The sequence below is a fragment of the Oligella sp. HMSC05A10 genome, assembly GCF_001808335.1.
In the GTDB taxonomy this organism is placed as follows: domain Bacteria; phylum Pseudomonadota; class Gammaproteobacteria; order Burkholderiales; family Burkholderiaceae_B; genus Oligella; species Oligella urethralis.
This window is the reverse complement of sequence record NZ_KV792930.1, coordinates 37028-63895: the sequence shown is the minus strand read 5'-3', so window position 1 is coordinate 63895 and position 26868 is coordinate 37028. Positions and strand designations below refer to the sequence as shown.

Sequence of the window (26868 nt, the reverse complement as noted above, 5' to 3'; positions counted from 1 at the left end):
GATGAAAACATATCAACGACGCCGCCAGCGCGGCTCACGCCGTAAAAATGAAATTAATGTCGTCCCCTACATTGATGTCATGCTGGTGCTATTAGTTATTTTTATGGTGACGGCGCCCATGATTACGCCGGGGGTCGTGAATTTACCTTCAGTCGGTCAAGCAACCGAGGTACCGGCCACGCCAATTGAGATTCAGATTGCAGAAGACGGTGCTTACAGTATTCGTCTGCGTAATGCCGGCGCTAATTTTCAGGATATCCCCAAAGAGGCGCTACTGGATGAGGTAAAAATGTTATTGCAACAGCCCGACACCCCAGTGGTGATTGCCGCGGACGGCAAGATTGCCTATGAAGAAGTGATGCAAGTGATGGACACCTTACGTGCTAACGGCGTCACTCGTTTGGCTCTGATGGTCAATCAAAATCAAAGCAGCAAAAAATAGTTTAATAGTCAATGATTAAGTTTGAGAATCCTAACGAGTACTATGAAAATAGTGATAATACCAAGGGCCTGATTGGCTCCTTGGTGTTTCACTTAGCTATTATTGTGCTGATTGTGGCTAGCCTGTTCTTAAAGCCTGAGCAAGCGGCAGGACCAATTCAACTCGAACTCTGGGCTGAGGGTACTGAGCAGATTCTTAAAGCGCCCACTGAAACAGCCACCATGGACCCGGCCGACGAAGACACGGTCAATGAGGACGAAGTCGACCCGGAACCGGAGCCTACGCCTGAACCAGAACCGGAGCCCGCAGCGGAACCTGAAGCCCCTGCACCCGAACCAGAGCCTGCGGTGACTCCGCCAGTCGCGGCAACGCCTCCGCCAGCACCACAGGAAGATCCTGAGATTGCTTTAGAGAAAAAGCGCGAGGAAGAACGCAAGCAGCGTGAAGCCGAAGAAAAGCGCAAGCAAGAACTCGCGCGCCAAGAGGAACAGCGCAAAAAAGAAGAACAAGAGCGCAAACGCAAAGAAGAGCTGGCTAAGCAGGAAGAACAGCGCAAAAAAGAGGAAGCGCGTAAACAAGCACTCGCCAAACAGGAAGAGGAGCGCAAAAAACGCGAAGCCGAAGAAAAGCGCAAGCAAGAACTCGCGCGCCAAGAGGAACAACGTAAAAAAGAAGAGCAAGAGCGTAAGGCAGCCGCTGAGAAAAAACGTTTAGCCGAGGCAGAAGCCAAGAAAAAGGCTGCCGCCAAAGCCGCTGCTGACGCCCGTGCCGCAGCTGAAACCAAGGCTAAAGCCAATCGTCAAGGAGCCGATGTACGCGGTGCCATGCGCGGTGATATCAATAGCATCGCCGGCATTCAAGGCGGCCGCAATGCACAAAACCAACGTGGCGGTGGCGGTGGTAATAACGCCGTGATTCAGGCGATTCAACGTTGTGTCCAGCCATTATTACGCTATGGCGGCGCGCAGCGCTTAACGGCGCACTACGAAGTGACGATTAATGCCAATTTAAAAGCCACGAATGCACGGATCACCCGTCGTTCTGGCAACGCAGCCTTTGACAATGCCGTGGTTAATGCGCTTAAAGCTTGCCAAAACTACCCAGCGGCAATTCGTAGCTCGAAGTTTACTGGACACTTTAATTACGTCCGCTAATGTGGCTTCAGCTTTTTATGTTAACTTAATAAAACTGATCAATTTATCAAAGACATTTATCTAGGAGATGGTTTGCTATGACTTCAGCATTATTTCCACGCAGTACTAACCGTCTGCGCTCAACTGCTTACCGCCTCGTCGGTAGCCTGGTGACCTCTGTTGCGCTAAGTCTAGGCATCGGTGCTGCCCAGGCGCAACTCTATGTACCGCTGCAATCCAGCGGTCAGGAAAATTTCAAATTCCCAATTACCGTCGCTGACTTTACCGGCCCTAATGGCAAGGAAATTGCTGATATTGTGGCAGCTGACTTGACGCGCTCAGGTGAGTTCGAAGTTAATCGAGTGGAGGCCGTGACCTCAGACTCAGCCGGCACACCTAACTGGGATGCGATTAATGCCCTCCAAATCGCCACGCCCTTAGCCTATGGTTCTAGCACCGGCACTACGGTCAATTACGGACTCGTCGATCCAACGCAGCAGAGCACCATTGAAAGCAAATCAGTGACTGGCAGTAACCTACGCCGTCAGGCTCACCGTGTGGCTGATGCAATTTATGAAAATCAAACCGGTGTGCGCGGTATCTTCTCAACGCGTGTCGCCTATGTTGCAGGCAACCAGCTTTATGTGGCTGACGCCGATGGTCAAGGCGCTCAAGTTGTCGCCTCCTCCAACTCATCGATTATCTCGCCCAAATGGTCTCCGGACGGCCAAAAGCTAGCCTATGTTAGCTTTGAAACAGGTAAACCGGTAGTTTATGTACAAAATCTTGCCACTGGCGGTCGTACGGTTGCAGCTAATTTCCACGGCAATAACAGTGCCCCGGCATGGTCACCAGACGGTAGCCAATTAGCGGTTGCACTCAGTCGTAGTGGTCTTTCTAATATTTTCTTAATCAGTGCTAATGGTGGTGATAGTGCCCGTCAAATCACCGATTCACCAGAAATTGATACCGAGCCGTATTTCTTCCCAAATGGCAGCGGCATTATCTTTACGAGTGACCGCGGTGGCAGCCCGCAGATTTATCGTGCTGGCCTAGGTGGTGGCGGTGCTAGCCGAATCACTTTTAACGGTTCACAAAACGTTTCCGGTGCCATTTCACCAGACGGTTTAAAACTAGTTAACTCCAGTATGCGAGGTGGCGCGTATTCAATCGCTCTCACCAATTTAGGCGGCGGTGGTGACCAACTGCTAACCCGTGGCCCTAACGATTTATCGCCCAGCTTCTCGGCCAATGGTGTACAGATTCTTTACGTCTCTGGCTCAAACTTAGCCTTAGTGAATGTGGATGGCACGAATCAACAAATTATCCCAACCTCATCTGGCAGCATCAGTAGTGCCGCCTGGGGACCATTTGTTGATTAAGCAATAGCGGATATAGCGCAAGCTTTTTAATACGTCTTGTGATAAAACTGTCATATTTTGCTAACACATTCGCTGATAACTTGCATCGAGTCGCAATTTGTTGCAGGTTTTACGCCACTTAATGCTTTAAACCTGTTATATTTTAATTTAAGAGGTAGTGCGCACTCTACAGCATAATCCAGCGTTTGGGGAAGGCGGTGAGTAAGTTCTCACACGAGGAGTTAGCGAGCTGTCTTCGAGCTTTGCTACCATATGGTTTGCAATTATAAAAATTTTATTTAATCAAAAACTAGGAGTTTTCCGATGAAATCTCGTATCGTTAAAACATTTGCTATTGCTGCTTTAGCTGCTACTCTAGCTGCGTGTAGCTCCACCAAGACAACCACTGACACAACAGGTCAAACTGGCGCACAGACTGGTGCTGTAATGGATCCATTCAACCCTAACAGTCCATTAGCTCAACAACGTTCTGTATTCTTCGGTTTCGACCGTTACAATGTTGAAGAGCAGTACTTACCATTAGTACAAATGCACGCTCAATACCTATCTGCTAACGCTCAGCAGCGCATCCGCATTGAGGGTAATACTGACGCCCGCGGTTCTTCTGAGTACAACTTAGCCTTAGGTCAGCGTCGTTCAGTCGCCGTTGCTCAGCAATTAGTTAACCGTGGCGTTAACGGTGCTCAAATCGAAGCTGTCAGCTTCGGTAAAGAGCGTCCTATCGCTCAGGGTTGGTCTGAAGAAGCTCACGCTCAAAACCGTCGCGCGGATATCAACTACATCCGCTAGGATCGATGATCTTCAGTGATCTTCGGATCTGAGCTTGTCATAATGCCGCAACTCCATAGTTGTGGCATTATTTTTGCAACAAACAGCAACAAGTCATTAATCACAAAACAGCCTTATTGCTGTAGGATAAAGAGTAGCTTTTTCTAAGCACAAGCCAACTTTTACGACTTAAAACGATAAACCACCAAGGAATGTAAAGCATGTTTAAACGTCAACTCTCCTTACTAGTGTTCAGCAGTGCTATTTTAGGTGCCGGTTTTAGCAGTCCGGCGATGGCTTTTGAAGATGAGGATGCGAGACGCGCCATCTTAGAGCTGCGCTCACAATTAAAAATGGCCGGCTTATCACGTTTAGAGTTATCCAACCAGATTCAGGCCTTACAAAAGGAGATCGCGCAGTTACGCGGTCAGTTAGAGAGCTTGGACCATTCAGCGAAGCAAGCTTCTTCACAGCAAAACTATGACGATTTTGGACCTAACCCGCAAGTAGGTGATCCGAATGAGCAGCATGACTATGATAATGCGATCAACCTATTCCGTCAGGGCGAGTACGAGATGGCGGCAAATGCCTTAAACAACTTTGCCAGTGCCTACCCACGCAGTGTCTTAACACCGGCTGCACGCTTCTATGAGGGCAGCAGCTATTACGCTATTCGTGATTTCCAAGGCGCAATCAGCCGCTTAGAGCGCATGGTCAGCAGCTATCCTCAGGATCCACAAGCGGGTGATGCCTTATTAGTTGTTGCCGGCAGTCAATTAGAGCTGAATAATATCGAGGGTTCTAAGCAAACCCTACAGCGCGTGATTCAGCAGTACCCTAATTCGCCTGCAGCCGATACTGCCCAAGAACGCTTAAAAATGTACTAATTAGCCTGATTTTTCCAGTGTCCGAATTACAAGAACAATCAATTAACGGTCTGACCCAAGCCTTTATTGATGAGGGCGAGGGTCAGACCTTGGTACTTATCCATGGCTCACTTTGCGACTACCGCTATTGGCGCTTCCAAGCCCCTACTTTAGCCGCTAAATGTCGTCTAATTATCCCTAGCTTAAGGCATTATTGGCCGCTTAATGAGCCTGAAGCCATCAGTTTCAGTGCAGAGCAGCATGCTGCCGATTTGCTCAATTTACTACAGCACTTAGGAATTGAAAAAGCGCATCTGCTCGGTCATTCCAGAGGGGCTGCGGTTGCCGTACGTATGGCCCAACAGGCGCCTGAGCATATCGCCTCATTAATTCTGGCCGACCCGGGCTTGCGCAATCCGCAAGAGCTCCAAGAGGGTATCCACTGGAAGGCTTCGGCTTTGCAATTAATTCAATCGGGTGCGGTTGATGAGGGGCTAGAAATCTTTATTGATGCGGTGAGTGGTGAAGGCACTTGGGCCAAGATGGTTCCTTGGTTTAAGCGCATGGTTCGTAACAATGCCAATACCTTAGAATTGCAACAGTATGAGCAAGCGGTGCTATTTGATAAGGAAGCGCTAGCCCCCTTGGCTCAATTCCAGATCAGCTTAATCGGCGGCGCTCAGAGTCCGGCACCCTTTCCACATATCATCCGTGAACTGAGTGCACTCTGGCCTGAAGCCGCCGTGTATATCCTAGAAAATGCCACGCACGGTATGAATCTGGCGATGCCGCAACGCTTTAATCAGGCAGTATTGACACATTTAGGACTTGATTAGAAAAAATAAGGCAGGAATCGCCTCCTGCCTTAACGCCATGAATTAATCAAAAGAAATGGCATTAATCGGTTTAACCACACATTCAGTGGTAGCGACCTTGTCACCCTCAAACTTAAACTCCAAGTTGATTTTGTCACCTACCTTGACCACATCGGCAGAATCAGCTGTTAGCATCACGTGATTATCCTTGGGCTTGAACACCGCCGTTTGCCCGGGCTCAAGCGCCAATTTATCAAGGTTGATCATCTTACTGCTACCATCCTTAACCACTGTCTGATGCAGCATCACATCGTGGAAATTCGTAGCACGGGCACCAATTAAAGTAATCGTTTCAGAGCCAGTATTTTTTAGCTCAAAATAGGCAGCTGAAGGACGCTCAGGCACTAAACGCACCCAACAACGGCTAAACTCTACGCTATCCAAGGTGCTTTCTTTGCCAGTGAACTCAGCCATGGAATGCCCACCATGATGCATATCATGACCATGACCATGTCCATGATCATGATTACCATGACCAACAGCACACGCACTAAAGGTCAACAGAGCGGCAGCTGCTGCGCTCAGCTTCAACTTATTAACTTTTAACATGTTATTCTCCTTAAAAATTTAGCTAAACTATATGTGACATTGTAATATTATCGCTAAGACCAAAAAAGCACAACATAAAGAAATTGATAATGACTAGCAAGCAAGCGCTTACACCTCGTCGCAGCAGGGGTCCGTTTATACTGCCTCAGATAATCCATTTTGCCGATAGCTTAGCCGCCCGGGCGATAGCTCCCGGCGACACGGTGATTGATGCCACCATGGGCAATGGTCACGATACAGTGAAGTTAGCCCAGTGGGTAGGGCCTGAGGGGCTGGTGCACGCCTTTGATATACAAGCACAAGCCCTCCAAAGCACCAGAGCACGCTTAGAAGCGCATGGATTAGTTGAGCGCTGTCAATTGCATTTATGTGGGCATCAGTTGATGCAGGAGGTAGTGGAAACTGAGGTCGCCGTGGTGCTTTTTAATCTAGGCTATTTACCAGGACAGGATAAATCCATTACCACCTTGGTCGAGACCACCTTAAGCGCTATTGAACAAGCACTAGAGCTATTAAAAGAAGGTGGCGTATTGATTGTGGTGGTCTATCCGGGGCATGCGCAGGGCCGTGATGAGCAAACAGCCCTGGATCGGTGGATTCGCGAGCTTGATACTGAGCGCTACCGAAGCCTACGCTATCAATTTGAAAATACCGCTGCACCCGCCCCCTACGTCTTAGCCGTGGAAAAACTAAAAACCCGTTAATTGACGACTGATAAAGAACTTCACCGGCGGTAGATTATTACTCAAGCGCACCACGGCCGAGCGTAGCAATCGAGCCGGTGCACGCTCATTGGTAAAGAGCTTAACAATGGCATTGGTCCCATGGAATAAAAACAGGGTGTGTGGCATATGCTTGCGCTCATAGCGCTTTAACACCGCCTCAGAGGCAAAGTCCTCGCCCCGTGTATGGGCTTCACTAATCACTGTCGCCAAAATATCAGCGCCGCCCAGACCCAAGTTAAAGCCGTGCGCAGTGACCGGGTGCATACCCACGGAGGCATCGCCGATTAAGGCGCTACGCTGCGCCACAAAGCTACGCGCATGCACTCCGACTAGAGGATAGGTATGCACATCACTCAGTACCTTCATCTTACCAAAGCGATTATTCAGCATACGCATCATCTCAGCGGCCAGCTCCTCGCGATTAAGACTCAAAATCTCCTGCGCTCGATGCGAATCAATGGTCACCACACAGTTTGTCATATGGTCGCCCAAGGGCAATAAGGCCAAGGTGCGTCCGTAGAAAAAGCACTCCGATGCGATTTCATGATTGGGCACCGTATGTTCAGTGCGGAACACCATCACAGTGCGCCCAAAATCATGCATATCGGTCGCAATGCCTAGCTGACGACGAGTATTAGAAAAACGGCTGTCGGCTGCAACTAACATGCGCGCAGTCAGTACGCGATTATCCTCTAAGGTCACTGTGACTTTATCAGTACCAGTGGTGACCTGCGTCACACCCAAGCCGGTCTGAAAAGTGATATTGTCAAAACCCTGCAGCGATTCATAGGCAACACGGCGGATATTGTAATTGGAAATTAAATAGCCTAAAGTATCAATTTCACGACCGCGCACCCGCTTTGGATGCGGAAAGGTCAAGGAGTAATCAGACTCACCATCCAATACCCGCGCCTCACGCAAGAAGTAAATGGATTTTTCATCAACCCGCTGCCACATATCCAGCTTTTGCATAATCTCGCGCGAGGTGTGAGTTAAGGCAATTTCACGACCATCATAGGGCGGATCAGCCAAAACGGACTCAGAGCTTTTCTCAATCAAGGTGACTTTTAAGCCAGTGGGCGCCACGCCGCGAGCAAAACTAAGGCCGGCGGGACCCGCACCAATCACAATAATATCGCTATCAAATTGATTTTCCTGCATAAGCAAAATCCTATTATTTCTGCATAGAGCCTGTTATTACCCTATGAGTTTAACAAAGGCTGCACCGCTAAGGGCACAATCGACCCCGTGATAAGCTACTTCTTTTGCGTCAACATGTCGCGTAGCCGCGCTAAACGTTCCTTAGGCGACATCCCCTGAAAGGGATCCTTTTCAATGGCGACGCCACTCTCTAATCCCATTTCGGCAATAAAGCGCGATGGCTCACAGATTATATCCTCGCGCGCACGACGGCGCTTTTTACACCAGGTTACGGTCAAATGCTTCTGTGCTCGGGTAATGGCCACGTACATCAGGCGCCGTTCTTCTTGAATGCGTTCACTGTAACCGCCGTCCTCCTTATTCGGGTCGCCGTATTCATCATCCTTGCCCAAATGCGGTAATAAACCCTCTTCGGTGCCGATTAAATGCACATAAGGGTACTCCAAGCCTTTGGAGGCGTGAATGGTGCTAAGCTTCACCGCATCAATCTCTTCTTCGTCCTCACTGCGCTCCAACATGGTGATGAGGGCAATGCGTTGCACCAACTGCAATAAATCCATTTCCTCCTCAACAGCTTTGGTTTTTAGCCAGCTCAAGAGCTCTTGGACATTTTGCCAGCGCGATAAGGCACTACGCTCTTCTAAGCTATCGTATAAATAACGCTCATAATCAATAAAACGCATTAATTCATCTAATAGCTCGGGCGCCTTACGCTCCTCACTCCGGTACAACGCTGGATTACTCAGCAAATCGACCGCCCGCGCAGGGGCACGTCCACGGTTAGCCTGCCAACGAATACTTTCAATCACATGGGCAAAGGCTCTCAAAGCTTGAAGCTGCTTTTCATTGATGTAATTTATCAGTTCATCTTCAAAAATCGCCTCATACAAGCTAATTTCCTTGGCAGCAGCCAATTCGCCCAAGCCGGTCAAGGTCGCTTGCCCAATACCGCGCTTAGGGGTAGTAACGGCGCGGATAAAAGCTGGATCATCTTCCTCATTAACCAACAGACGTAAATAAGCCAAGATATCCCGCACCTCGGCCTTATCAAAAAAGCTTTGCCCACCCGTCAACACATAAGGAATATGCATTTCCCTAAAGGCCTGTTCAATCACCCTGGCTTGGTGATTGCCACGGTACAACACGGCAAAATCCTTCCAGTCGGCACGCTGTTGAAAACGTGCTTGGGTAATCCGCATGGCAACGGTTTCGGCTTCGGCTTGGTCATTATCCATCACCACCACTTGCACCGGCGATCCCTCCTCAAATGAGGACCAAAGCTTTTTAGAAAAAACGCTAGGATTATTGGCAATCACATTATTTGCCGCTTCTAAAATGCGTCCTACTGAGCGATAATTTTGTTCCAGTTTAATTAACTTCAGCTTAGGATAATCGCTCAATAAGCGCGATAAATTTTCAACCGTGGCACCACGCCACGCATAAATAGCTTGATCATCATCGCCCACGGCGGTAAATTGCTGACGAAAATCCGTTAATAACTTCAGCCATTTGTATTGGCAGGCATTGGTGTCCTGATACTCATCCACCAGTAAATAAGTAATGCGTTGCTGCCAACGTTCTCGCACCTCTTCATGCTCGCGCATCAGCAGTACTGGCAAAAGGATTAAATCATCAAAATCCACCGCTTGATAGGCCTTTAAGGTCGCTTCATAACTACGATACAGTCTGGCTGCATCCTGTTCATCCGGCGTTTGCGCTAAGTTTTCTGCTTGCTCAGGTAGAATCAGCTGATTTTTCCACAGTGAAATCACTTGCTGTACTGCCCGAATCCGCCCCTTGTCGGTGGTACTCAGCATTTCCTGAATAATACCGGCTGCATCGGTAGCATCTAGAATTGAAAAACCTCGCTTTAAACCGGCAAACTTCGCCTCCTCTCTTAAAAAGCGCACGCCTAGAGCATGAAAGGTGCAAACCGTCAGATCTCGAATTAAGCTTGGCTCGACTAAAGACTTTAGCCGTTCCATCATTTCTTTTGCTGCTTTATTAGTAAAGGTCAAGGCCAACACGCCACGCGCGTTATAGCCGCAAGTATTAATTAAATAAGCAATTTTTTGGGTAATGACTCGAGTCTTACCACTACCCGCTCCCGCTAAGACCAAGCAAGGACCGTCCAAATACTTGACCGCCTCCAACTGCATGGCATTTAAGCCCATACTGTGCTCTGAAGATTGACGATGAGTAGAATGAGACATACTGAATTAATCACGTGCGTGGTTCAACATAAGCTTAAATCTCTAGCGGATCGACTTCAATCACGTATTTTAGCCGATGCTTTTTAGCGATTTTTGCAATCTGCTCAGCCCAATAGGGTAAAAAACGCTGCAATCTGGCGCGCGAGGCTGACTCAATTAACAGCTGCGCTCGCTCCATATGAAACACTCGCACAATCCGTAAAGGCACGGGGTCATAGAAACGGATTCCCGTTTGTAGCTCGCGTAAGTGCTGATAAGCTGGCTCATCCGCATAGTCTTCAGCCAACACAATGGCTTTAATTTCTTCTAAAAATGCTAAGCATCTTTCAATTTCTTTGCTACTTGCCGTTACTAGGGTCTGAAAGGAAAACGGCGGCAACTGCGCCAGACGTCGTTCTTGTAGCGTATGCTCGGCAAACAGTTCATAATCCTGCCTTTGTAAGGCTTGATAGAGTGGATGATTGAGCTCATTACTTTGAATTAAGACCTTGCCCCCGGGCAAGTGACGTCCGGCGCGACCCGCCACCTGCAATAACTGCGCAAATAGTCGCTCTGAGGAGCGAAAATCGTGTGCGTATAGCCCAGCGTCCGCATTCAATACACACACTAAATTAAGATTTTTGAAGTCATGCCCTTTGGACACCATTTGTGTGCCGACCAAAATATCGATCTTGCCCTCATGCACCCGATTAAAAAGCTCCTCAGCCTGTCCCTTACGCTTGGTACTATCGGCATCAATGCGTTGAATCCTAGCATCGGGAAACTGCTGCCGCAAATACTCTTCCACCTTTTGCGTCCCGCGTCCTAAGGGCTGGATATCTGTATTACCACAGTCCGGACAGGCGCTAGGCGGACGTCGCTGCAAACCACAATGATGACATTGCAACTGATAAGTAGGAGGTCCATTGTGGCGCTTAGTGCCGTGACCACCACTCGGCAGGCGATGCATCACCATAAAAGCCGAGCATCTGCTGCACTCACTATTCCAAGCACAGGTAGGGCAATGCAACACCGGCGCAAAACCACGCCGATTAATAAACACCAATGCTTGTTGACCTCGTTCAATACAGTGCTGAATCTCGTCCAACATCTGTTGACTAATGCCCTCCACTAAAGGCGTTTTGCGTGTATCGATAAACTCAAAACTCGGTTTAAAGGCCAAGGCGCCCACCCGTTCAGGCAAGCTGCAAAGATCGTACTTCGCCTCTTTGGCATGTTGCCAGCTTTCCAGGGATGGCGTAGCAGAGCCTAAGACCACTGGAATATTTAATTGGTGTCCACGCCACACTGCCAAGTCTCTGGCCGAATAACGCAAGGCGTCTAATTGCTTATAGGAGGCGTCGTGCTCTTCATCAATCACAATCAAACCGAGATTTTGCACCGGCGCAAAAATCGCCATACGCGTGCCGAGGATGATGCCCGCCTGCTTCGTCTGCACCGCCACCCAAGCTGCCAAACGCTCACCATCAGATAAATTACTGTGCAGAATAGCTATCTGCTCATGTGGAAATCGCTCTTGAAACTTAGCTTGTAATTGAGGGCTCAGATTAATCTCTGGCACCAATATCATCACCTGTTTGCCTTGCGCCAATATATGCTCAGCCACGTGCAAATACACCTCGGTCTTACCACTACCGGTCACCCCATGCAGTAACACCGTTCTATAGCCCTCAATCGCTGTGATATGCTGAAAAGCAGTGCGCTGTGCCGCAGATAACTGCGGACGCTGAGGCGACTCGGTCTCCGCTACTTCTGCAGACTGGCCTAGGCTCGACACGGCGGTGTCAGTTCCATCCTCTTCCGCCTGTTGACGCTCTTTTGCCGCTGCTTTGGCGGCCTTTTTAGCAGCCGAAGCCTGACGTTTTAATAGCCGCTGTACCGGTCCACCGGCAGCACGGGCACCAGTATAGGCCTTAGGGTTTTTCAGTGGCGTGGGGAGAGTGGATAGTAATGCCTCACCCAGTGGGCGCTGATAATAACTGGCAGCAAAACGACCGAAATCCAGCCAATCCGTCGGCATGGGCGGCAAATCATCATAGACCTCCAACACCTCCTTGATTGACGACTCCTCATACGCAGGCTGCTCTGGCCGCTCGATCACAAAGCCAATCAGCTCCTTGGCGCCGAAGGGCACACGCACGCGCTGACCAATCATCGCTTGCATCCCCTCTGCTAGACGATAATCGAATGAATCAGCCATTGGCAAAGCCAAGGCAACGCGCACCCAAGGCCGCTGCATAAATGATGCTCTCCAGTTAAAAGAAGCCCATTAATCCGTAGACAATGGGCTCCGATGACACGTCATTGACACTAACAACAAAAACGTCTTAGTTGTGATACTGCTTACTGTGATTATGCACCTCGTCTACTAATACTGCCACTTGCTCCGGATTAGTAAATTGAGAAATGCCATGACCCAAGTTAAACACATGACCACCTTGGCCTACCGGACCAAAATCATCAATGACGCGGCGTACCTCTTGGCGCAGACTCTCCTCACTACCAAATAAAGCCATGGGGTCGATATTACCCTGTAAGGCAACCTTATCACCCGTCTCCTGACGTGCGCGAGCTAGGCTCATCGTCCAATCCAAACCGACTGCATCGGCACCGGTGGCGGCAATGTCTTTGATCCACAAACCACCGCCCTTCGTAAAGGCAATCACCGGAATATCTTCGCCCTCATGCTGACGATTTAGCTGATCAATTACCTTTTGCGTATAGGCTAAAGAAAACTGCTGGAATAATCCGTCAGGTAAAACACCACCCCAGCTATCAAAAATCATCACCGCTTGCGCACCCGCCTTAATCTGCTCATTCAAATAAACCGCCGTGGCAGTGGCCGTGATTTCAAGAATTTGCTTTAACAAATCAGGGCGCTGATACATCATGGTTTTGATCTTGCGGTATTCACGTGTAGAACCACCCTCAACCATGTAGCAAGCAACCGTCCACGGACTACCGGCAAAGCCGATTAAAGGTACCTTGCCGCCTAACTCCTGACGAATCAAAGTGACCGCATCAAAAACGTAGCGCAACTTCTCCATATCGGGTGTCTGCAATTCAGCTACACGCTGCTCACTATCCACCGGATTAGCGAACTTAGGCCCCTCACCCTGGACAAAGCTCAAATCTAAACCCATGGCGTCAGGGATTAATAAAATATCGGCAAATAAAATTGAGGCATCCAAATCAAAGCGACGGATCGGCTGTAAGGTCACCTCACAAGCATACTCAGGATTAGAGGCTAAACCCATAAATGAACCCGCTTGGGCGCGGCACTCACGATACTCTGGCAGATAACGGCCTGCTTGGCGCATCAACCACACGGGTGTATAAGGAACGGCTTGACGCTTTAAAGCACGCAAGAAAACATCATTTTTTAAGGTGGGAAACATAAAACCTCCGGAAAATCAGTTAAAGAGGGATAGCAGATAGGAATCCTGCGCACTCGTCGTTAATTTTTGATGACAAATTATAAACGACTACCCCTCTTTAAACAAATGAATCCACCTAAACATCCGGACGGAACTGCTCAGCATCAATCTTGTGCTTGCGCATCAACTCCCAAAAAGAACGGCGATTTTTCTTAGCCAGCGTGGCGGCTTGTGCGATATTACCCTTGGTCGAGCGTAACATATAGCTCAAATAGCCATGCTCAAAGCGGTCAACCACGTTTTGTTTAGCCTCCTTAAAACCCTCATTGTAATAGCTAACATGCTGGTCACTGAAAGCAAAGGCATAATGACCCGTATGCTGCTCGGCACTCCGTAACAGCGCCTCAAAAAATGCGCGCTTCGGCTCCTGATACGATGGGTGACTCGGCGCACTTAAACTTACGATGCCATCATGAGTCGCAGTCCGCGTCACAGTGTAATCATGCGAACGATGCAAACTCGGCTTATTAGCTGCCGCTAACAGCCGCACTCGCAACTCCTCCTGATTGATGGGGTAACGCATAAAATCACTTAAACCCAAACGCAACAAATCAATCATTGCGACTGGTTGCACCCCGGAGACTAAGGCAAAGACTGGGCATAGATTTGGATGAAACTCCTCGGCACTATGCATAAAAAACAAAAAGCGCCGCGCCAAGCTTAAACTCTCGGTATTTAATAACAGGATCACCACATCATAGCGCATCAACTGCATCAATAAAAACTGCCGATCCTCCTCGCGAAACTGAAGCTCGTCGGTCGCTGGCACTAACTCGGATAAAGCGACATCGTGAACTCGCAAGCGCTTATGCTTAATCACAACTTGCTTAAACCTATCGGAACCATCTGCCAACGCCGCTTGTCCTGACACCCCACGCCCAGCCACCTGATCAAAATGCAAGATAGCGCAATCCAATGTCTGCTTCATAAAAAACCTCGCGATTTTCTCTCTATACTCACCATAAATTAGATCGATATTGCATTAGACTAATGAATAATTGGCGCCAATAACATACCCTTGAATACCTAGTCAAAACTACGTATAAATCCAGCAAAAATTTAGTCGCATAGCTAGCTCAAAATCAATCCGATATTAACTAGCAACGCACGTTTTACGACCTCAACCAGCACCGTCCAAAACACAAGCCAAAGACCACGCCAAGGCATCAAAAAACAACAAGCACAGCTTACAACTTAAGCATTTGCCTCGTTCAAAGATTAATACTTGACAGCTAGGGGAAACCCTTTATAATGAATTGCTTATCTGAATAAGTCACGGCATCCATCCATTGGCTATCACAGCCGCCACACGACTCACTCAAATCACAACCAGCGCTTTTAAACGATGCTTCATCGCAAGCGATTGGTTTATATTTAAACAGTTCGTTTTTGTATATTATCGCTCCAACCCCTGACGTAGTTTCACCATGCGTTGATCCGGTCGGCACGATATAAACCGACACGAGATTAATAAGGAAATTACTATGTCTTTTGAATCATTAGGCTTAGCACCGGTATTGCTATCTGCCTTAAAAAAAGCTGGCTTTGTTGAACCCACCGAGGTGCAATCCACCGCCATTCCCGCTGCCCTTCAGGGTAAGGATTTAATCGTCAGCGCCCAAACCGGTAGTGGTAAAACAGCTGCTTTCGTGCTCCCCGCCTTACACCGTATCGCCACCACGCCTGCCACTAAGCAGCAAAGCGTGCGCTTACTGGTACTCACACCGACTCGTGAATTGGCGCTGCAAGTAGCCGCTGCCACCAAGCAATACAGTGCAGGCATGCGTGGTTTACGAGTTGCGACGGTGGTTGGTGGTATGCCTTACGGCCCACAAATTAACGCCTTAAGCCGCCGAGTTGATGTCTTAGTGGCCACACCGGGACGCTTAATTGATCACCTCAACGCCGCTCGTGTCGACCTCAAACAAATTGAGACCTTGGTATTGGATGAGGCGGATCGTATGTTAGATATGGGCTTCTTGGAGGACATGAAAGCCATTGTGAAGCATACCCCCGAGTCTCGTCAGACCTTAATGTTCTCCGCCACCTTTGAACGCACTTTAGCGGAATTAGCAGCGAGTATGTTAAAGGACTCGGTCCGCATTAATGTCGCCAACCAAACGCAAAAGCACGAAAATATTGAGCAGACCCTACTCTATGCGGATAATGCCGGACATAAGTTCCGCCTCTTAAGGCATATTTTAGATAATGAGCCGGTTTACCAAGCCATTGTCTTTACGGCGACCAAACGCAGTGCCGAGGATCTGGCCCAGCGTCTCAAAGACAATGATTACAAAGCCGCCGCTTTACATGGCGATATGAATCAACGCCAACGTAATCGCACCATTACTCAATTACAAAATGGCAAACTACATGTGCTGGTAGCCACTGATGTGGCCGCACGCGGTATTGATGTGCAAGGTATTAGCCACGCCATTAACTTTGATTTACCGCTGCAACCTGAGGATTATGTACATCGTATTGGTCGCACGGGTCGCGCCGGACGGGATGGTCGCGCCTATAGTTTTGCTACTTTTGCTGAGGGCATTAAAATTAAAAAAATTGAGCGCTTTACTGGTCAACCCTTTGAGGTGGAAACCATTGATGGCTTAGAGCCTATTCGTCAAAGCACCAAGCCTAAAAGCAATGCTTCCAAAGCTCGCCGAGATAGTGCTAAAGCCAGTAACGCCAAGCGTCGCACTGCGCCACGCCGTGAAAAAGCAAGCGATTTTGACGGTTTAGACAAAGACTTTGAGCGCACAAACAACGCCGCTTCGGCTAAGGTAGCGCAGCCAGCGCGTCGCCCCAAAGCGGCCTCGCAGAGCACAGCCAAAGCACGCAAGCACAACGATCGTCGCGAGGGTGCCGAGCGAACGCTAGCAATGGATGGCGTACGCCCAAGTCGCAAGCTACGCAAAAACAGTAAAGCACTGATTGAAAGAGTAAACCGCGCTGTTCTCGATCGCATGGCTTACTAGTAAGCCTACGCAGCGGTAACGTCGCACCGCCCACGCTCTACTCCATGCCGGGAATGCTTTTTAGCAGCGCCCGGCATTTTTTTATCAATAAGCGTTATAATCGAAAGTCATAAACTATAATATTTTGGAGATCAGACATGAGCCAGGTCGCACAAATTAAAATCCCTGCCACCTACATGCGTGGCGGCACCAGTAAGGGGGTATTTTTTAGCTTAAATGATTTACCGCCAGCGGCACAACAACCAGGTGCAGCGCGTGATGCGATTTTAAAGCGAGTGATTGGTAGTCCCGATCCCTACGGCAAGCAAATTGACGGTATGGGTGGCGCCACTTCCTCCACCTCCAAAACCGTCATTGTCAGCAAAAGCACGCAGCCTGAGCACGATGTGGATTATTTATTTGGTCAGGTAGCCATTAGCAATGATTTCGTTGATTGGAGCGGCAACTGCGGTAACTTAACCTCGGCGGTTGGACCCTTTGCCATTCAGGTCGGTTTAATTGATCCAGCAAAAATCCCTGACAACGGTATCTGCACAATTAAGATCTGGCAGCGCAACATTCAAAAAACCATTATTGCCCATGTCCCTATCACTAACGGTCAGGTACAGGAAACGGGTGATTTTGAGTTAGACGGCGTGACCTTTCCTGCCGCTGAAATTATTATTGAGTTTATCGATCCCTCGGATGATGACGGGGAAGCAGGTGCTTCAATGTTCCCTACCGGCAATCTAGTGGATCAATTGGAAGTACCAGGCATTGGGACATTTTCTGCGACCATGATTAGCGCAGGGATTCCGACCATTTTCTTAAAAGCAGAGGAGTTAGGCTACAAAGGCACTGAGTTGCAGAGCGATATTAACAGTGATCCCGAGGCCCTACTTCGCTTTGAGACGATCCGCGCATACGGTGCCAAGGCCATGGGCCTAATCAACGACGTGCAAGAGGCTAAAGACCGTCAGCACACCCCTAAAATCGCTTTTGTAGCACCAGCACAGGACTACACTACCTCCAGTGGCAAAGCCATTGCAGCCGATGCCATTGATTTACATGTGCGTGCTTTATCCATGGGGCAGCTCCATCACGCGATGATGGGTACGGCAGCAGTCGCCATTGCGGCGGCTAGCGCGGTGCCCGGCACCTTGGTTAATCAGGCGGCAGGCGGTGCCACTAGCGCAGGCGTGGTCTTCGGGCATCCCTCAGGCACCTTACGGGTAGGCGCTGAAGCGGTTCAAGAGAATGGTCAATGGCAAGTGAAAAAGGCCATTATGAGCCGCAGTGCCCGTATTATCATGAGCGGTTGGGTGCATGTGCCCGGCGACTGCTTTTAATTTTTAATCTAATGAACAACGTATCTACCATGAGCTTACTTCCTGCGATTATCGCCCCCAGCATCCTATCTGCCGACTTTGCCCGTTTGGGCGATGAGGTAAAGCAAGTGATTGCTGATGGCGCCGACTGGATCCACTTCGACGTGATGGATAATCACTACGTCCCCAATCTCACCATCGGCCCTTTAGTCTGTGAAGCCATTCGTCCTTATACCGATGCGGTGATTGATGTGCACCTCATGGTAGAGCCGGTTGATAGCCTTATCCCGCTATTTGCCAAGGCGGGAGCCAATATGATCACCTTCCATCCGGAAGCTTCAAAACATGTGGATCGCAGCTTAAATCTGATTCGTGAGCATGGTTGTCAAGCCGGTCTTGTACTCAACCCAGCCACCAGTTTGAGCGTTTTGGATTATGTTATGGATAAGCTGGATATGGTGTTACTGATGTCGGTCAACCCCGGTTTTGGTGGTCAACAGTTCATTCCTTCCACCCTCGACAAAATCACCCGGCTACGTCATCGCATTGATGCCTGGACAGCGGCAGGCGGTCAAGCGATTCGTCTTGAGGTTGATGGTGGCATTAAGGTGGACAATATTGCTGAGGTGCGGGCGGCAGGCGCCGATACCTTTGTGGCCGGCTCAGCTATTTTCGGTGCTGATAATTATCAAAGCGTGATTGGACAAATGCGTGAGCAAATTGCCCTAGCCGACGGTAAATTAATTAAAATTTAACTGATGAAACGCACAACCCACGCCACCATCACCACCGTCTTATTTGACCTCGACGGTACCTTGGTTGATAGCATGCCGGATTTGGCCTATTGTTCCAATCAAAGTTTAAGCGAATTAGGACGCCCCATGCTCTCCGAGGAAAGGCTTAGCACCTTTGTAGGTAAAGGCCTAGAGCGTCTGATCATCCGCTTTTTAGCCGATGATATTGAGGCTACCAGTGCGGATCCAGCGCTTTTTCAGCAAGCCAAGGCCATTTTCAAGCGTCATTATCATGCAAGCAATGGCGATCGCAGTGTGCTCTATCCCCAGGTGCGTGAGGGCTTAGATCGGCTCAAAGCCATGGGCTTAAGCCTTGGCATTGTCACCAATAAGCCGATGGAATTTACTACCCCACTGGTGGAGAAAAAAGGCATTCTGCCTTACTTTGATGTGCTAGTGGGCGGTGACACCTGCGAGCACAAAAAGCCCCATCCGCAACCCCTGTTATATGCCATGCAACAGCTACAGAGCGATTCACACCATACCGTTTTTGTAGGTGATTCACTGAATGACTCTGCCGCCGCTGCGGCGGCCGCCATCCCCTGCCTGATGCTGCCCTATGGCTACAATGAGGGTCAAGCCATCACGCCGCCGGTGCATGGTGCGGTCGTCGATGATCTAGTGGCCGTAGCGCAATGGGTTGAAAGACAAAACGCATTATCCGAAGCTAATTAAGCCGCGCTTAAACTAAAAAGGAAAATTGTCACACCTTTTTCATAAAACTGTGTTACCATTTTTACTATTCATCCATTAGGATTTGACGATTTTTTTACAATGATGCCATTTAACCCTATCGCTTACGCCCTTAACAACATCGCCTATTATTGGCGTTGGTGGCTTTTGCGCGCCGGGTTTATGGTGTCTTAAGGCTTAATTTAGCGTCTTCACTAGATAGTAGCTCTGAAAACTCTGAAATTAATCCTAAACTTAAAGACTGATGTATTAACCCGGTACCTCGAGTAACCGGGTTTTTTTACGTTGATACTAAGGATACCCGGTCAAACGCTACCACTTGAAAGAGAGTAATTACCATGACTGAAATTGAATTTAACGCCCTCAAGGCTCAAGGTTACAACCGCATTCCTCTACTACAAGAAACCTATGCTGATTTAGACACCACCTTGGGTATTTATTTAAAGCTTGCCCATGCGGATAAAAAGCGCGGCAAAATGAGTTGCTTACTCGAATCCGTCGTCGGTGGTGAACGTTCTGGTCGTTATTCCTTTATCGGTTTACCTGCGCGCACCGTGATCCGCAATATCGGCAACACCACCGAATTAATTACCGACGGTCAAATTGTAGAAACGCATGAGGGTGACCCTTTTGAGTTTATTCGTAGCTACATGGCACGTTTTAATGTGGCTAATCGCCCGGGCATCCCTCGCTTTACCGGTGGTTTAGCTGGCTATATCGGCTACGATGCAGTGCGCCATATGGAGCCCAGCTTAGGCCCGGCAGTTAAGCCATTCCCCCATGGACAAGAAGAAGGCACGCCGGATATTATGCTGATGCATATTGATGAGGCGGTGATTGTGGATAATGTCATTGGTCGCACCTATCTTTTAGTCTATGCCGATCCAGGGGTAGAGGATAGCTACTCTAAAGGGCAAAAGCGCCTCCTGGATTTACGTCGTATGCTGCGCCAGCCAGTTGAAATCCCGTATAGCTTGGCTAGTTTAGTCACTGCAGAAGAGCGTCCTTTTGCTAAAGAGGACTTTTTAGAGGCGGTTGCCCAGGCCAAAGAGCATATTGCGGCGGGTGATTTGATGCAGGTGCAAATCGGTCAAGTTATTAGTAAGCCCTTCCGTGATTCACCACTCTCTTTATACCGCTCGCTACGTTCACTCAATCCCTCGCCCTTTATGTATTACTACAATTTCGACGACTTCCACGTGGTGGGTTCATCGCCGGAAATTTTAGTACGCCAAGAGCATGTGCTTAATAGCGATGGTGAGGAGCATACCGAAGTGACAATTCGTCCCTTAGCTGGCACTCGCCCACGTGGTCGTACACCGCAAGAGGACCAAGCTTTGGCTGAGGAATTACAAAACGATCCTAAGGAAATTGCTGAGCATGTGATGTTAATTGATTTAGCTCGCAATGATATTGGTCGCGTCTCTCAAACCGGTAGCGTTGAGGTGACGGATCAATTTGCGGTAGAAAATTACTCACATGTGATGCATTTAGTGTCCAATGTTAAAGGCATTCTCAAGGAAGGTATGGATTGCATTGATGTGCTACGGGCGACTTTCCCCGCCGGCACCCTGACTGGCGCCCCTAAAGTGCAAGCCATGAAGCTCATTGATGAGTTGGAGCCAGTACGTCGCGGCATCTACGGCGGCGCTGTAGGCTACCTCAGCTATAACGGCACCATGGATATGGCCATTGCCATTCGTACTGGTTTAATTAAAAACGGCAATCTGTATGTACAAGCCGCAGCCGGTATTGTTGCCGACTCCGTTCCCGAAAAAGAATGGTTAGAAACCGAGCATAAGGCACGTGCCGTACTACGCGCTGCCGAGCAAGTGCAATATGGTTTAGATAAGCCAATTTAATAACAACACAGGAAATATCAAATGACTAAGCTTTTTATGCTCGATAACTACGACTCCTTTACCTATAACTTAGTGCAATATTTCGGTGAGTTGGGCGCTGAGGTAACCGTAGCGCGTAATGATGAAATTACCATTGCTGAGATCGAGGCACTGGATCCCGATTTAATTTGCATCTCCCCCGGTCCTTGTTCGCCTGCTGAAGCCGGTATTTCCGTGGATGTGATTAAGCATTTTGCTGGCCAAGTGCCAATTTTAGGCGTCTGCTTGGGGCACCAGTCGATCGGCGCTGCCTTTGGCGGTAACATCATTCGTGCCAAGCAATTAATGCACGGTAAGACCTCCACCATTACGCATCGTGGTAGCGATGTCTTTAGTGATATTCCCTCACCTTTTACTGTCACACGCTATCATTCCTTGGTGATTGAACGTGACTCTTTACCTGAATGTTTAGAGATTAGCGCAGAAAGTGAAGATGGTGAAATCATGGGCGTGGCACATAAAGAACTGCCGGTATTCGGAGTGCAATTCCATCCCGAATCGGTATTGAGTGAATATGGTCATGAGCTATTAAATAACTTTTTAAAATACGCACAATAAATACGGTAGTGGCGTCAAACGGAGCATATCTAATGAAAATATCCTATCAAGAAGCCCTCACTCGTCTGATTGAGCATCGTGAAATCTTCGAAGATGAGATGATTGGCTTAATGCGCACGCTGATGCGAGGTGAAATGCCTCCAGAAATTGCAGCGGCCTTTTTAATTGGTTTACGCGTTAAGAAAGAAACGGTGGACGAAATTACCGCCGCTGCCATGGTCATGCGTGAGTTCAGCACCCGCGTCACATTAGCCCATCCAGAAGAAGCACTCGATATGTGCGGCACCGGTGGCGATGGCTCAAATACCTTTAATATTTCTACTACCGCTATGTTTGTCGCAGCCGCTGCTGGCGTACCCATTGCCAAGCATGGTAATCGCAGTGCTTCCAGCCCCGCTGGTAGCGCCGACGGCTTGGAGGCCTTGGGCGCCTTTGTGGAGACACCGCCTGAGCGGGTAGCCGAAAGTATTCAGGAAACTGGTATTGGCTTTATGTTTGCCCCTTTTCATCATAGCAGCATGAAAAACATTGCACCCATTCGTAAACTATTGGGTGTACGTACCATCTTTAATATCCTCGGCCCCTTGACCAATCCGGCCAATGCCGGCAACCAGTTAATGGGGGTCTTTCACCCCGATTTGGTAGGTATTCAGGTGCGTGTATTAAAGCAATTAGGCGCCAACCATGTGCTGATTGTGCACGGTATGGACGGCATGGATGAAGCAACCTTAGGCGCCAGCACCTTAGTCGGTGAGCTAAAAGACGGCGAGGTCTTCGAGTATGTAATTCACCCAGAGGACTACGGCATGTCGATGGTTTCCAACCGCAGCTATCGTGTAAAAAACAAAGAGGAATCGCGCGATATCATGCTAAGTGTCTTAAAAAATGAAGCGGGACCGGCTTTAGATATTGTCATTTTTAATGCGGGTCTAGCCATTTATGCAGGCAACAAAGCCAACAGCATCAGAGAAGGGATTGACATGGCTAAAGAATTACTGGCAAGCGGTGCTGCCTTTGCTAAAATGCAGCAATTCTGCCAATTCAGTCAAACCCTGAGACCACAACAGTAAGTACGATTTGGAAGTGTGATGGACGATATTTTATTAAAAATTCTTAAGGTCAAACACGCGGAAGTGGCTGAGCTCAAAAAGTCGCGCAGCAGCAATGATTTATTAAGAGAGGCAGAAGCACGTCAAGATACGCGCGGCTTTGCCAATGCCTTAAAAGAGCGTATTGATATTAAGAAAAATGCGGTGATTGCCGAAATTAAAAAGGCCTCACCCTCTAAAGGCGTGATTCGTGAGGACTTTAATCCCGATGCCTTAGCCATCAGTTATGCGGCGGGCGGTGCAAGCTGCTTATCAGTATTAACCGATACGCAGTTTTTTCAAGGCTCTCATGACTACCTGCGACGCGCTCGTGCTGCCTGCGCCTTACCCGTGATTTGTAAAGACTTTATGGTGGATCCCTACCAGATTTACCGCGCTCGTGCCTTTGGTGCTGACTGTATTTTACTGATTGTGGCCGCTTTGGATGATAAGCAATTACAGGATTTCGAGCAAATCGCCATGGACTTGAACATGGATGCCTTAATCGAAGTTCATAATGAAAGTGAAATGGAGCGCGCCTTAAGGCTTAAGTCACCCATGATTGGCGTCAATAACCGTGATCTACGTAGCTTTAAAACCGATATTCACAATACCCTGCGCTTAAAAAACATGCTCGCCCAAGAAAAAGATCGTTTTTTAATCACTGAAAGCGGCATTTTAAGCCGTGATGACGTCAAATTAATGAATGATAACGATGTCTACGGCTTTTTAATCGGTGAGGCCTTTATGCGCCAAGAGGATCCGGGCAAAGCGCTAGCGGCCATGATGGCACAAGACTAAATTAAAGGGGTTGGAGGATGCAAAAGCAATGTGTCTTATGCACGGAGGTGGGCGGTAGGCTACTTTGGGAAAATGATTTTGTACGCATTATCAATGCTGAAGAGCCGAACTACCCTGCCTTTACCCGTGTCATTTTACAAGCGCATTATCAGGAGATGAGCGATCTAGCACCGGCTCAACGCCACGCCTTAATGGATTATGTATGGTTAGTTGAAACGGTGCAGCGCGAGGTGCTTGCACCCACTAAAATCAATCTTGCCCAATTCGGCACCATGGTACCACACGTGCATTGGCATATTATCCCTCGCTTTGAGCAGGATCCACATTATCCGGATGCCATTTGGTCTAGCCCCAAACATTCGCCCGCTAATGCAGCGCAGCAGGACTATTTAGCCAATCAGCAAAAAATGCTGGCACAGTATGAAGCAACACTAATAAATCGTTTAAAATCGATCAGCCATTAAAATCATTACGAGGAGTGTAGACAATGGATTTCCCAAAAAAAGTCACCATTGTGGAGGTGGGCCCGCGCGACGGTCTACAAAATGAAAAGGAGTTTGTACCCACCGCCACCAAGATTGAATTAGTTAATCGTTTGGTTGATGCCGGCGCCCCAAAAATTGAGGCTGCTTCATTTGTATCACCTAAATGGGTACCACAAATGGCCGATGCGGCAGAGGTTATGCAAGGGATTGAGCGCAAAAGCGGTGTGGTTTATGCTGCCTTGACACCAAATGTGCGCGGTCTTGAGGGTGCCCTAGCTAATGGCGCTGATGAGGTCGTCATTTTTGGTGCGGCCAGTGAGGCTTTTTCTCAAAAAAATATCAACTGTTCAATTGCCGAATCCATTGAGCGTTTTGTCGATGTTGCTCGCTTAGCCAAGGAGGCCGGGGTGCTACTGCGCGCCAGTATCAGTACTTCCTTTGGTTGCCCCTATCAAGGTGAGGTGCCCATCGAATCAGTACTTGACGTGGTTAAGCGCATGCAGGACTTAGGCTGTGATGAAATCGATATAGCTGACACCATCGGCGTGGGTACGGCAGCCCAAGTGTATGAGGTGATGTCACGCGTGACAGATATCGTAGCTAAAGAAAAAATTGCTGGCCACTTCCACGACACCTACGGTCAAGCGCTAGCCAATATTGTTGCTTCACTGCAGGCCGGGATTAGTATTTACCACTCCTCCGTGGCCGGTCTCGGTGGCTGTCCTTATGCGAAGGGTGCCACGGGTAATGTTGCCACTGAAGATGTACTCTATATGCTTCACGGCATGGGTATTGAAACCGGTATGAATTTAGACAAAACGGTGCAAATCGGCCAATGGATTTCCGATCAAATCGGTCGCCAAAATGCTAGCCGTGTTGGCCGCGCCTTAATTGCCAAGTGCGCTGCCTAAGCCGAGCCCTTAAGATGATGAGAGCGTCCCTGGCCGGACGCTCTTTTTGATCGTGGACGGCGGCTTATGATAAAGACACTACCACAGCGGTAGCGCTGCAACAGCTATCCTAATCGCTAGCTGAGCATCAATCCGGAATACGATAGGCGGCACGTAGCTCCTCCTCAATATCGGCCGCACGCTCGACCAGCTTTGCTCCCTCGCGAATCAACTGATGACAGCCACGTGCCAACTGCGAATGGATAGAGCCTGGAATCGCAAAGACCTCACGACTATACTCTAAGGCCTGTTTGGCAGTGATTAATGAACCACTGCGTTTAGCCGCCTCCACCACCAGCACGCCTAAGCTCAGCCCCGCCACAATGCGATTGCGCTGTGGAAAATGATGCGTATTGGCTTGCATACCGATACCGTACTCACTCAGCAAAAGACCCTGGTCACGGACCCGCACGGCTAACTCAATATGCTCCCCCGGATAGACCAGATCCAAGCCTGTCGCCATCACCGCAATGGTGGCTGCCGGCTGAGCCGAGGCCAAGGCCCCCTCGTGCGCTGCCTTATCAATACCATAAGCTAAGCCACTCACAACAGCCCATGACTTAGCGGCAAAATAACGCGCAAAAGCACGGGCATTGTCATTACCTCCAGCGGTTGAATGGCGTGAGCCGACAATCGCAAGTTTTGGCTTTTTCAGGGTTTCGATTTGACCTGCATAGTACAGTAAAAAAGGGGCATCTGGAATGCTCAGCAACTCTGCCGGGTAGTCCGCATCAGGGAGGGTTAATATGCCATTAACCGCACTACTTTGCAGCCAATCCAAACTAAGCTCAATCCGCTGCTCAATCTCCGCCGACGGGGGCGCACTTAAACTGCGGGCAATCTCTGGCGAGCACATAGCCGCTAGACTGGTATAAGAAGCATCAAAGATCAACTGTGGCAAACCAATCCTAGCCAACAGCTCCCGCCCCGTCACCGGCCCAACACCAGGCTCCATACTAAAACGTAACCAAGCTTTTAACTCATCGATGCCCATGCTACTCATACCCTATCACCCCGCCGCCAGCGCTCACCATCACTAAACTTATCATCTGCTTATTTTGCCATTATCTTAAAGAACAATTCAGCTATTGGCTAAAAACATCCACCGCTAAAATGCTAAAATACAGCTATCTATGGATTTTTTATTTCTAAACGAATGGCAATATTATCAATTCTTAAGTACCCTGATCCCCGTTTACATAAAATCGCCAAACCGGTGCAAGAGGTGGATGATCGAGTCCGTCAAATCGTTAAGGACATGACGGAAACGATGTATGATGCACAGGGTATCGGTCTAGCCGCGACACAGGTTGATATTCATGAGCGTATTGTCGTCATTGATATCTCCGAAGAGCGTAATGATCTGTTAGTGCTAATTAATCCACAAATTACCGCTCGTAGCGATGATAAAACCGTCTATGAGGAGGGTTGTTTATCGGTGCCCGGCATTTATGATAAGGTTGAGCGCGCCTCCGAGATCACGGTAGAAGCGCTCAATGAACAAGGTGAGAAGTTTAGCCTAGAGGCAGACGGCCTCCTCGCCATTTGTATTCAACATGAGCTGGATCATTTAGTAGGTAAGGTGTTTGTTGAGCATCTTTCGAGCTTAAAGCAAAACCGTATCCGCACTAAAATCAAAAAAGCCGAGCGCGAGGCTAAAAGAGAGGCTCAACGAGTTTAGACTCAAAGCGGCTTCAAAGCTAGGGTGAGCGCTAAGTACATAAGCTATCGTGCCCAGTGCCCACCCCGATGACTATAACGG

25 protein-coding genes are annotated in these 26868 nt (G+C 48.8%); 18 read left to right on the top strand and 7 right to left on the bottom strand.

What is annotated here, in order from left to right; translation table 11 throughout:
- The first annotated feature begins 1 nt into the window (after position 1).
- The 6 genes from tolR (at position 2) to HMPREF3144_RS07305 (ending at position 5427) form a co-directional block, all read left to right on the top strand.
- Positions 2-442 (top strand): protein TolR, encoded by a 441-nt coding sequence (tolR, locus tag HMPREF3144_RS07330; protein WP_036556808.1) that lies wholly within the window; start codon positions 2-4, stop codon positions 440-442.
- Positions 443-453: 11 nt separating this feature from the next.
- Positions 454-1596: a cell envelope integrity protein TolA gene (gene tolA, locus HMPREF3144_RS07325; protein WP_070477225.1), complete on the top strand. Its 1143-nt coding sequence runs from the start codon at positions 454-456 to the stop codon at positions 1594-1596.
- Between the two features lie 77 nt (positions 1597-1673).
- Positions 1674-2957 (top strand): Tol-Pal system beta propeller repeat protein TolB, encoded by a 1284-nt coding sequence (gene tolB / locus HMPREF3144_RS07320; protein ID WP_036556810.1) that lies wholly within the window; start codon positions 1674-1676, stop codon positions 2955-2957.
- Positions 2958-3260: 303 nt separating this feature from the next.
- On the top strand, positions 3261-3746 hold the full coding sequence (gene pal / locus HMPREF3144_RS07315; protein ID WP_018025505.1) for a peptidoglycan-associated lipoprotein Pal: 486 nt from the start codon (positions 3261-3263) through the stop codon (positions 3744-3746).
- Positions 3747-3946: 200 nt separating this feature from the next.
- Entirely contained in the window at positions 3947-4612 is a 666-nt protein-coding gene (ybgF, locus tag HMPREF3144_RS07310; RefSeq protein WP_018025504.1) for a tol-pal system protein YbgF, read from the top strand.
- Positions 4613-4629: 17 nt separating this feature from the next.
- Positions 4630-5427: an alpha/beta fold hydrolase gene (locus HMPREF3144_RS07305; RefSeq protein ID WP_083290420.1), complete on the top strand. Its 798-nt coding sequence runs from the start codon at positions 4630-4632 to the stop codon at positions 5425-5427.
- 42 nt (positions 5428-5469) lie between these two features.
- Here HMPREF3144_RS07305 and HMPREF3144_RS07300 read toward each other — a convergent pair whose 3' ends face one another.
- Positions 5470-6015, bottom strand: a complete 546-nt coding sequence (locus HMPREF3144_RS07300) for a copper chaperone PCu(A)C (protein WP_070477221.1) — start codon at positions 6013-6015, stop codon at positions 5470-5472.
- A gap of 89 nt (positions 6016-6104) precedes the next feature.
- Here HMPREF3144_RS07300 and HMPREF3144_RS07295 point away from each other — a divergent pair, with 89 nt between their 5' ends.
- Positions 6105-6719 carry a tRNA 5-(aminomethyl)-2-thiouridylate-methyltransferase MnmM gene (locus HMPREF3144_RS07295; RefSeq protein WP_070477219.1) on the top strand — a complete coding sequence of 205 codons (615 nt, stop codon included), beginning with the start codon at positions 6105-6107 and terminating at the stop codon, positions 6717-6719.
- Here the strand turns inward: HMPREF3144_RS07295 and ubiM are convergent.
- The 5 genes from ubiM to HMPREF3144_RS07270 all read right to left on the bottom strand — a co-directional run bounded on the left by ubiM (position 6705) and on the right by HMPREF3144_RS07270 (position 14479).
- Complete coding sequence (ubiM, locus tag HMPREF3144_RS07290) at positions 6705-7901, bottom strand: 5-demethoxyubiquinol-8 5-hydroxylase UbiM (RefSeq protein WP_070477217.1); 1197 nt, start codon at positions 7899-7901, stop codon at positions 6705-6707. The two genes, HMPREF3144_RS07295 and ubiM, sit on opposite strands and share 15 nt — an antisense overlap.
- Positions 7902-7996: 95 nt before the next feature.
- Complete coding sequence (locus tag HMPREF3144_RS07285) at positions 7997-10114, bottom strand: UvrD-helicase domain-containing protein (RefSeq protein WP_070477215.1); 2118 nt, start codon at positions 10112-10114, stop codon at positions 7997-7999.
- A 34-nt stretch (positions 10115-10148) separates the two neighbouring features.
- Positions 10149-12353 (bottom strand): primosomal protein N', encoded by a 2205-nt coding sequence (locus HMPREF3144_RS07280; protein ID WP_070477213.1) that lies wholly within the window; start codon positions 12351-12353, stop codon positions 10149-10151.
- Between the two features lie 88 nt (positions 12354-12441).
- Positions 12442-13512: a uroporphyrinogen decarboxylase gene (gene hemE, locus HMPREF3144_RS07275; RefSeq protein ID WP_070477211.1), complete on the bottom strand. Its 1071-nt coding sequence runs from the start codon at positions 13510-13512 to the stop codon at positions 12442-12444.
- 115 nt (positions 13513-13627) lie between these two features.
- Positions 13628-14479, bottom strand: a complete 852-nt coding sequence (locus HMPREF3144_RS07270; RefSeq protein ID WP_070477209.1) for a hypothetical protein — start codon at positions 14477-14479, stop codon at positions 13628-13630.
- A gap of 556 nt (positions 14480-15035) precedes the next feature.
- Here HMPREF3144_RS07270 and HMPREF3144_RS07265 point away from each other — a divergent pair.
- From HMPREF3144_RS07265 to HMPREF3144_RS07220, 10 genes are all read left to right on the top strand, one after another.
- A complete protein-coding gene (locus HMPREF3144_RS07265) occupies positions 15036-16529 on the top strand; it encodes a DEAD/DEAH box helicase (RefSeq protein ID WP_070477207.1) in 1494 nt (497 codons plus the stop codon).
- A 137-nt stretch (positions 16530-16666) separates the two neighbouring features.
- The gene (prpF, locus tag HMPREF3144_RS07260; RefSeq protein WP_070477206.1) at positions 16667-17857 is read left to right on the top strand and encodes a 2-methylaconitate cis-trans isomerase PrpF; all 1191 of its coding nucleotides are present in this window, start codon (positions 16667-16669) and stop codon (positions 17855-17857) included.
- Between the two features lie 29 nt (positions 17858-17886).
- On the top strand, positions 17887-18591 hold the full coding sequence (gene rpe, locus HMPREF3144_RS07255) for a ribulose-phosphate 3-epimerase (protein WP_141742751.1): 705 nt from the start codon (positions 17887-17889) through the stop codon (positions 18589-18591).
- Positions 18592-18594: 3 nt separating this feature from the next.
- Positions 18595-19305 carry a phosphoglycolate phosphatase gene (locus HMPREF3144_RS07250; RefSeq protein ID WP_070477202.1) on the top strand — a complete coding sequence of 237 codons (711 nt, stop codon included), beginning with the start codon at positions 18595-18597 and terminating at the stop codon, positions 19303-19305.
- A 356-nt stretch (positions 19306-19661) separates the two neighbouring features.
- Complete coding sequence (locus tag HMPREF3144_RS07245; RefSeq protein ID WP_048767726.1) at positions 19662-21185, top strand: anthranilate synthase component I family protein; 1524 nt, start codon at positions 19662-19664, stop codon at positions 21183-21185.
- 21 nt (positions 21186-21206) lie between these two features.
- A complete protein-coding gene (locus HMPREF3144_RS07240; protein ID WP_036556836.1) occupies positions 21207-21782 on the top strand; it encodes an anthranilate synthase component II in 576 nt (191 codons plus the stop codon).
- A 32-nt stretch (positions 21783-21814) separates the two neighbouring features.
- Positions 21815-22852, top strand: a complete 1038-nt coding sequence (gene trpD / locus HMPREF3144_RS07235) for an anthranilate phosphoribosyltransferase (RefSeq protein WP_070477200.1) — start codon at positions 21815-21817, stop codon at positions 22850-22852.
- An 18-nt stretch (positions 22853-22870) separates the two neighbouring features.
- Entirely contained in the window at positions 22871-23671 is an 801-nt protein-coding gene (trpC, locus tag HMPREF3144_RS07230; RefSeq protein WP_018025488.1) for an indole-3-glycerol phosphate synthase TrpC, read from the top strand.
- A gap of 17 nt (positions 23672-23688) precedes the next feature.
- Positions 23689-24135 carry an HIT family protein gene (locus tag HMPREF3144_RS07225; RefSeq protein WP_048767721.1) on the top strand — a complete coding sequence of 149 codons (447 nt, stop codon included), beginning with the start codon at positions 23689-23691 and terminating at the stop codon, positions 24133-24135.
- 23 nt (positions 24136-24158) lie between these two features.
- On the top strand, positions 24159-25067 hold the full coding sequence (locus HMPREF3144_RS07220) for a hydroxymethylglutaryl-CoA lyase (protein WP_070477198.1): 909 nt from the start codon (positions 24159-24161) through the stop codon (positions 25065-25067).
- A gap of 127 nt (positions 25068-25194) precedes the next feature.
- Here the strand turns inward: HMPREF3144_RS07220 and dprA are convergent, their stop codons facing one another.
- Entirely contained in the window at positions 25195-26109 is a 915-nt protein-coding gene (gene dprA, locus HMPREF3144_RS07215) for a DNA-processing protein DprA (RefSeq protein ID WP_246823927.1), read from the bottom strand.
- A 153-nt stretch (positions 26110-26262) separates the two neighbouring features.
- Between dprA and def the strand changes: the two genes are divergently transcribed.
- Positions 26263-26787 (top strand): peptide deformylase, encoded by a 525-nt coding sequence (gene def, locus HMPREF3144_RS07210; protein ID WP_048767716.1) that lies wholly within the window; start codon positions 26263-26265, stop codon positions 26785-26787.
- Positions 26788-26868 lie beyond the last annotated feature (81 nt).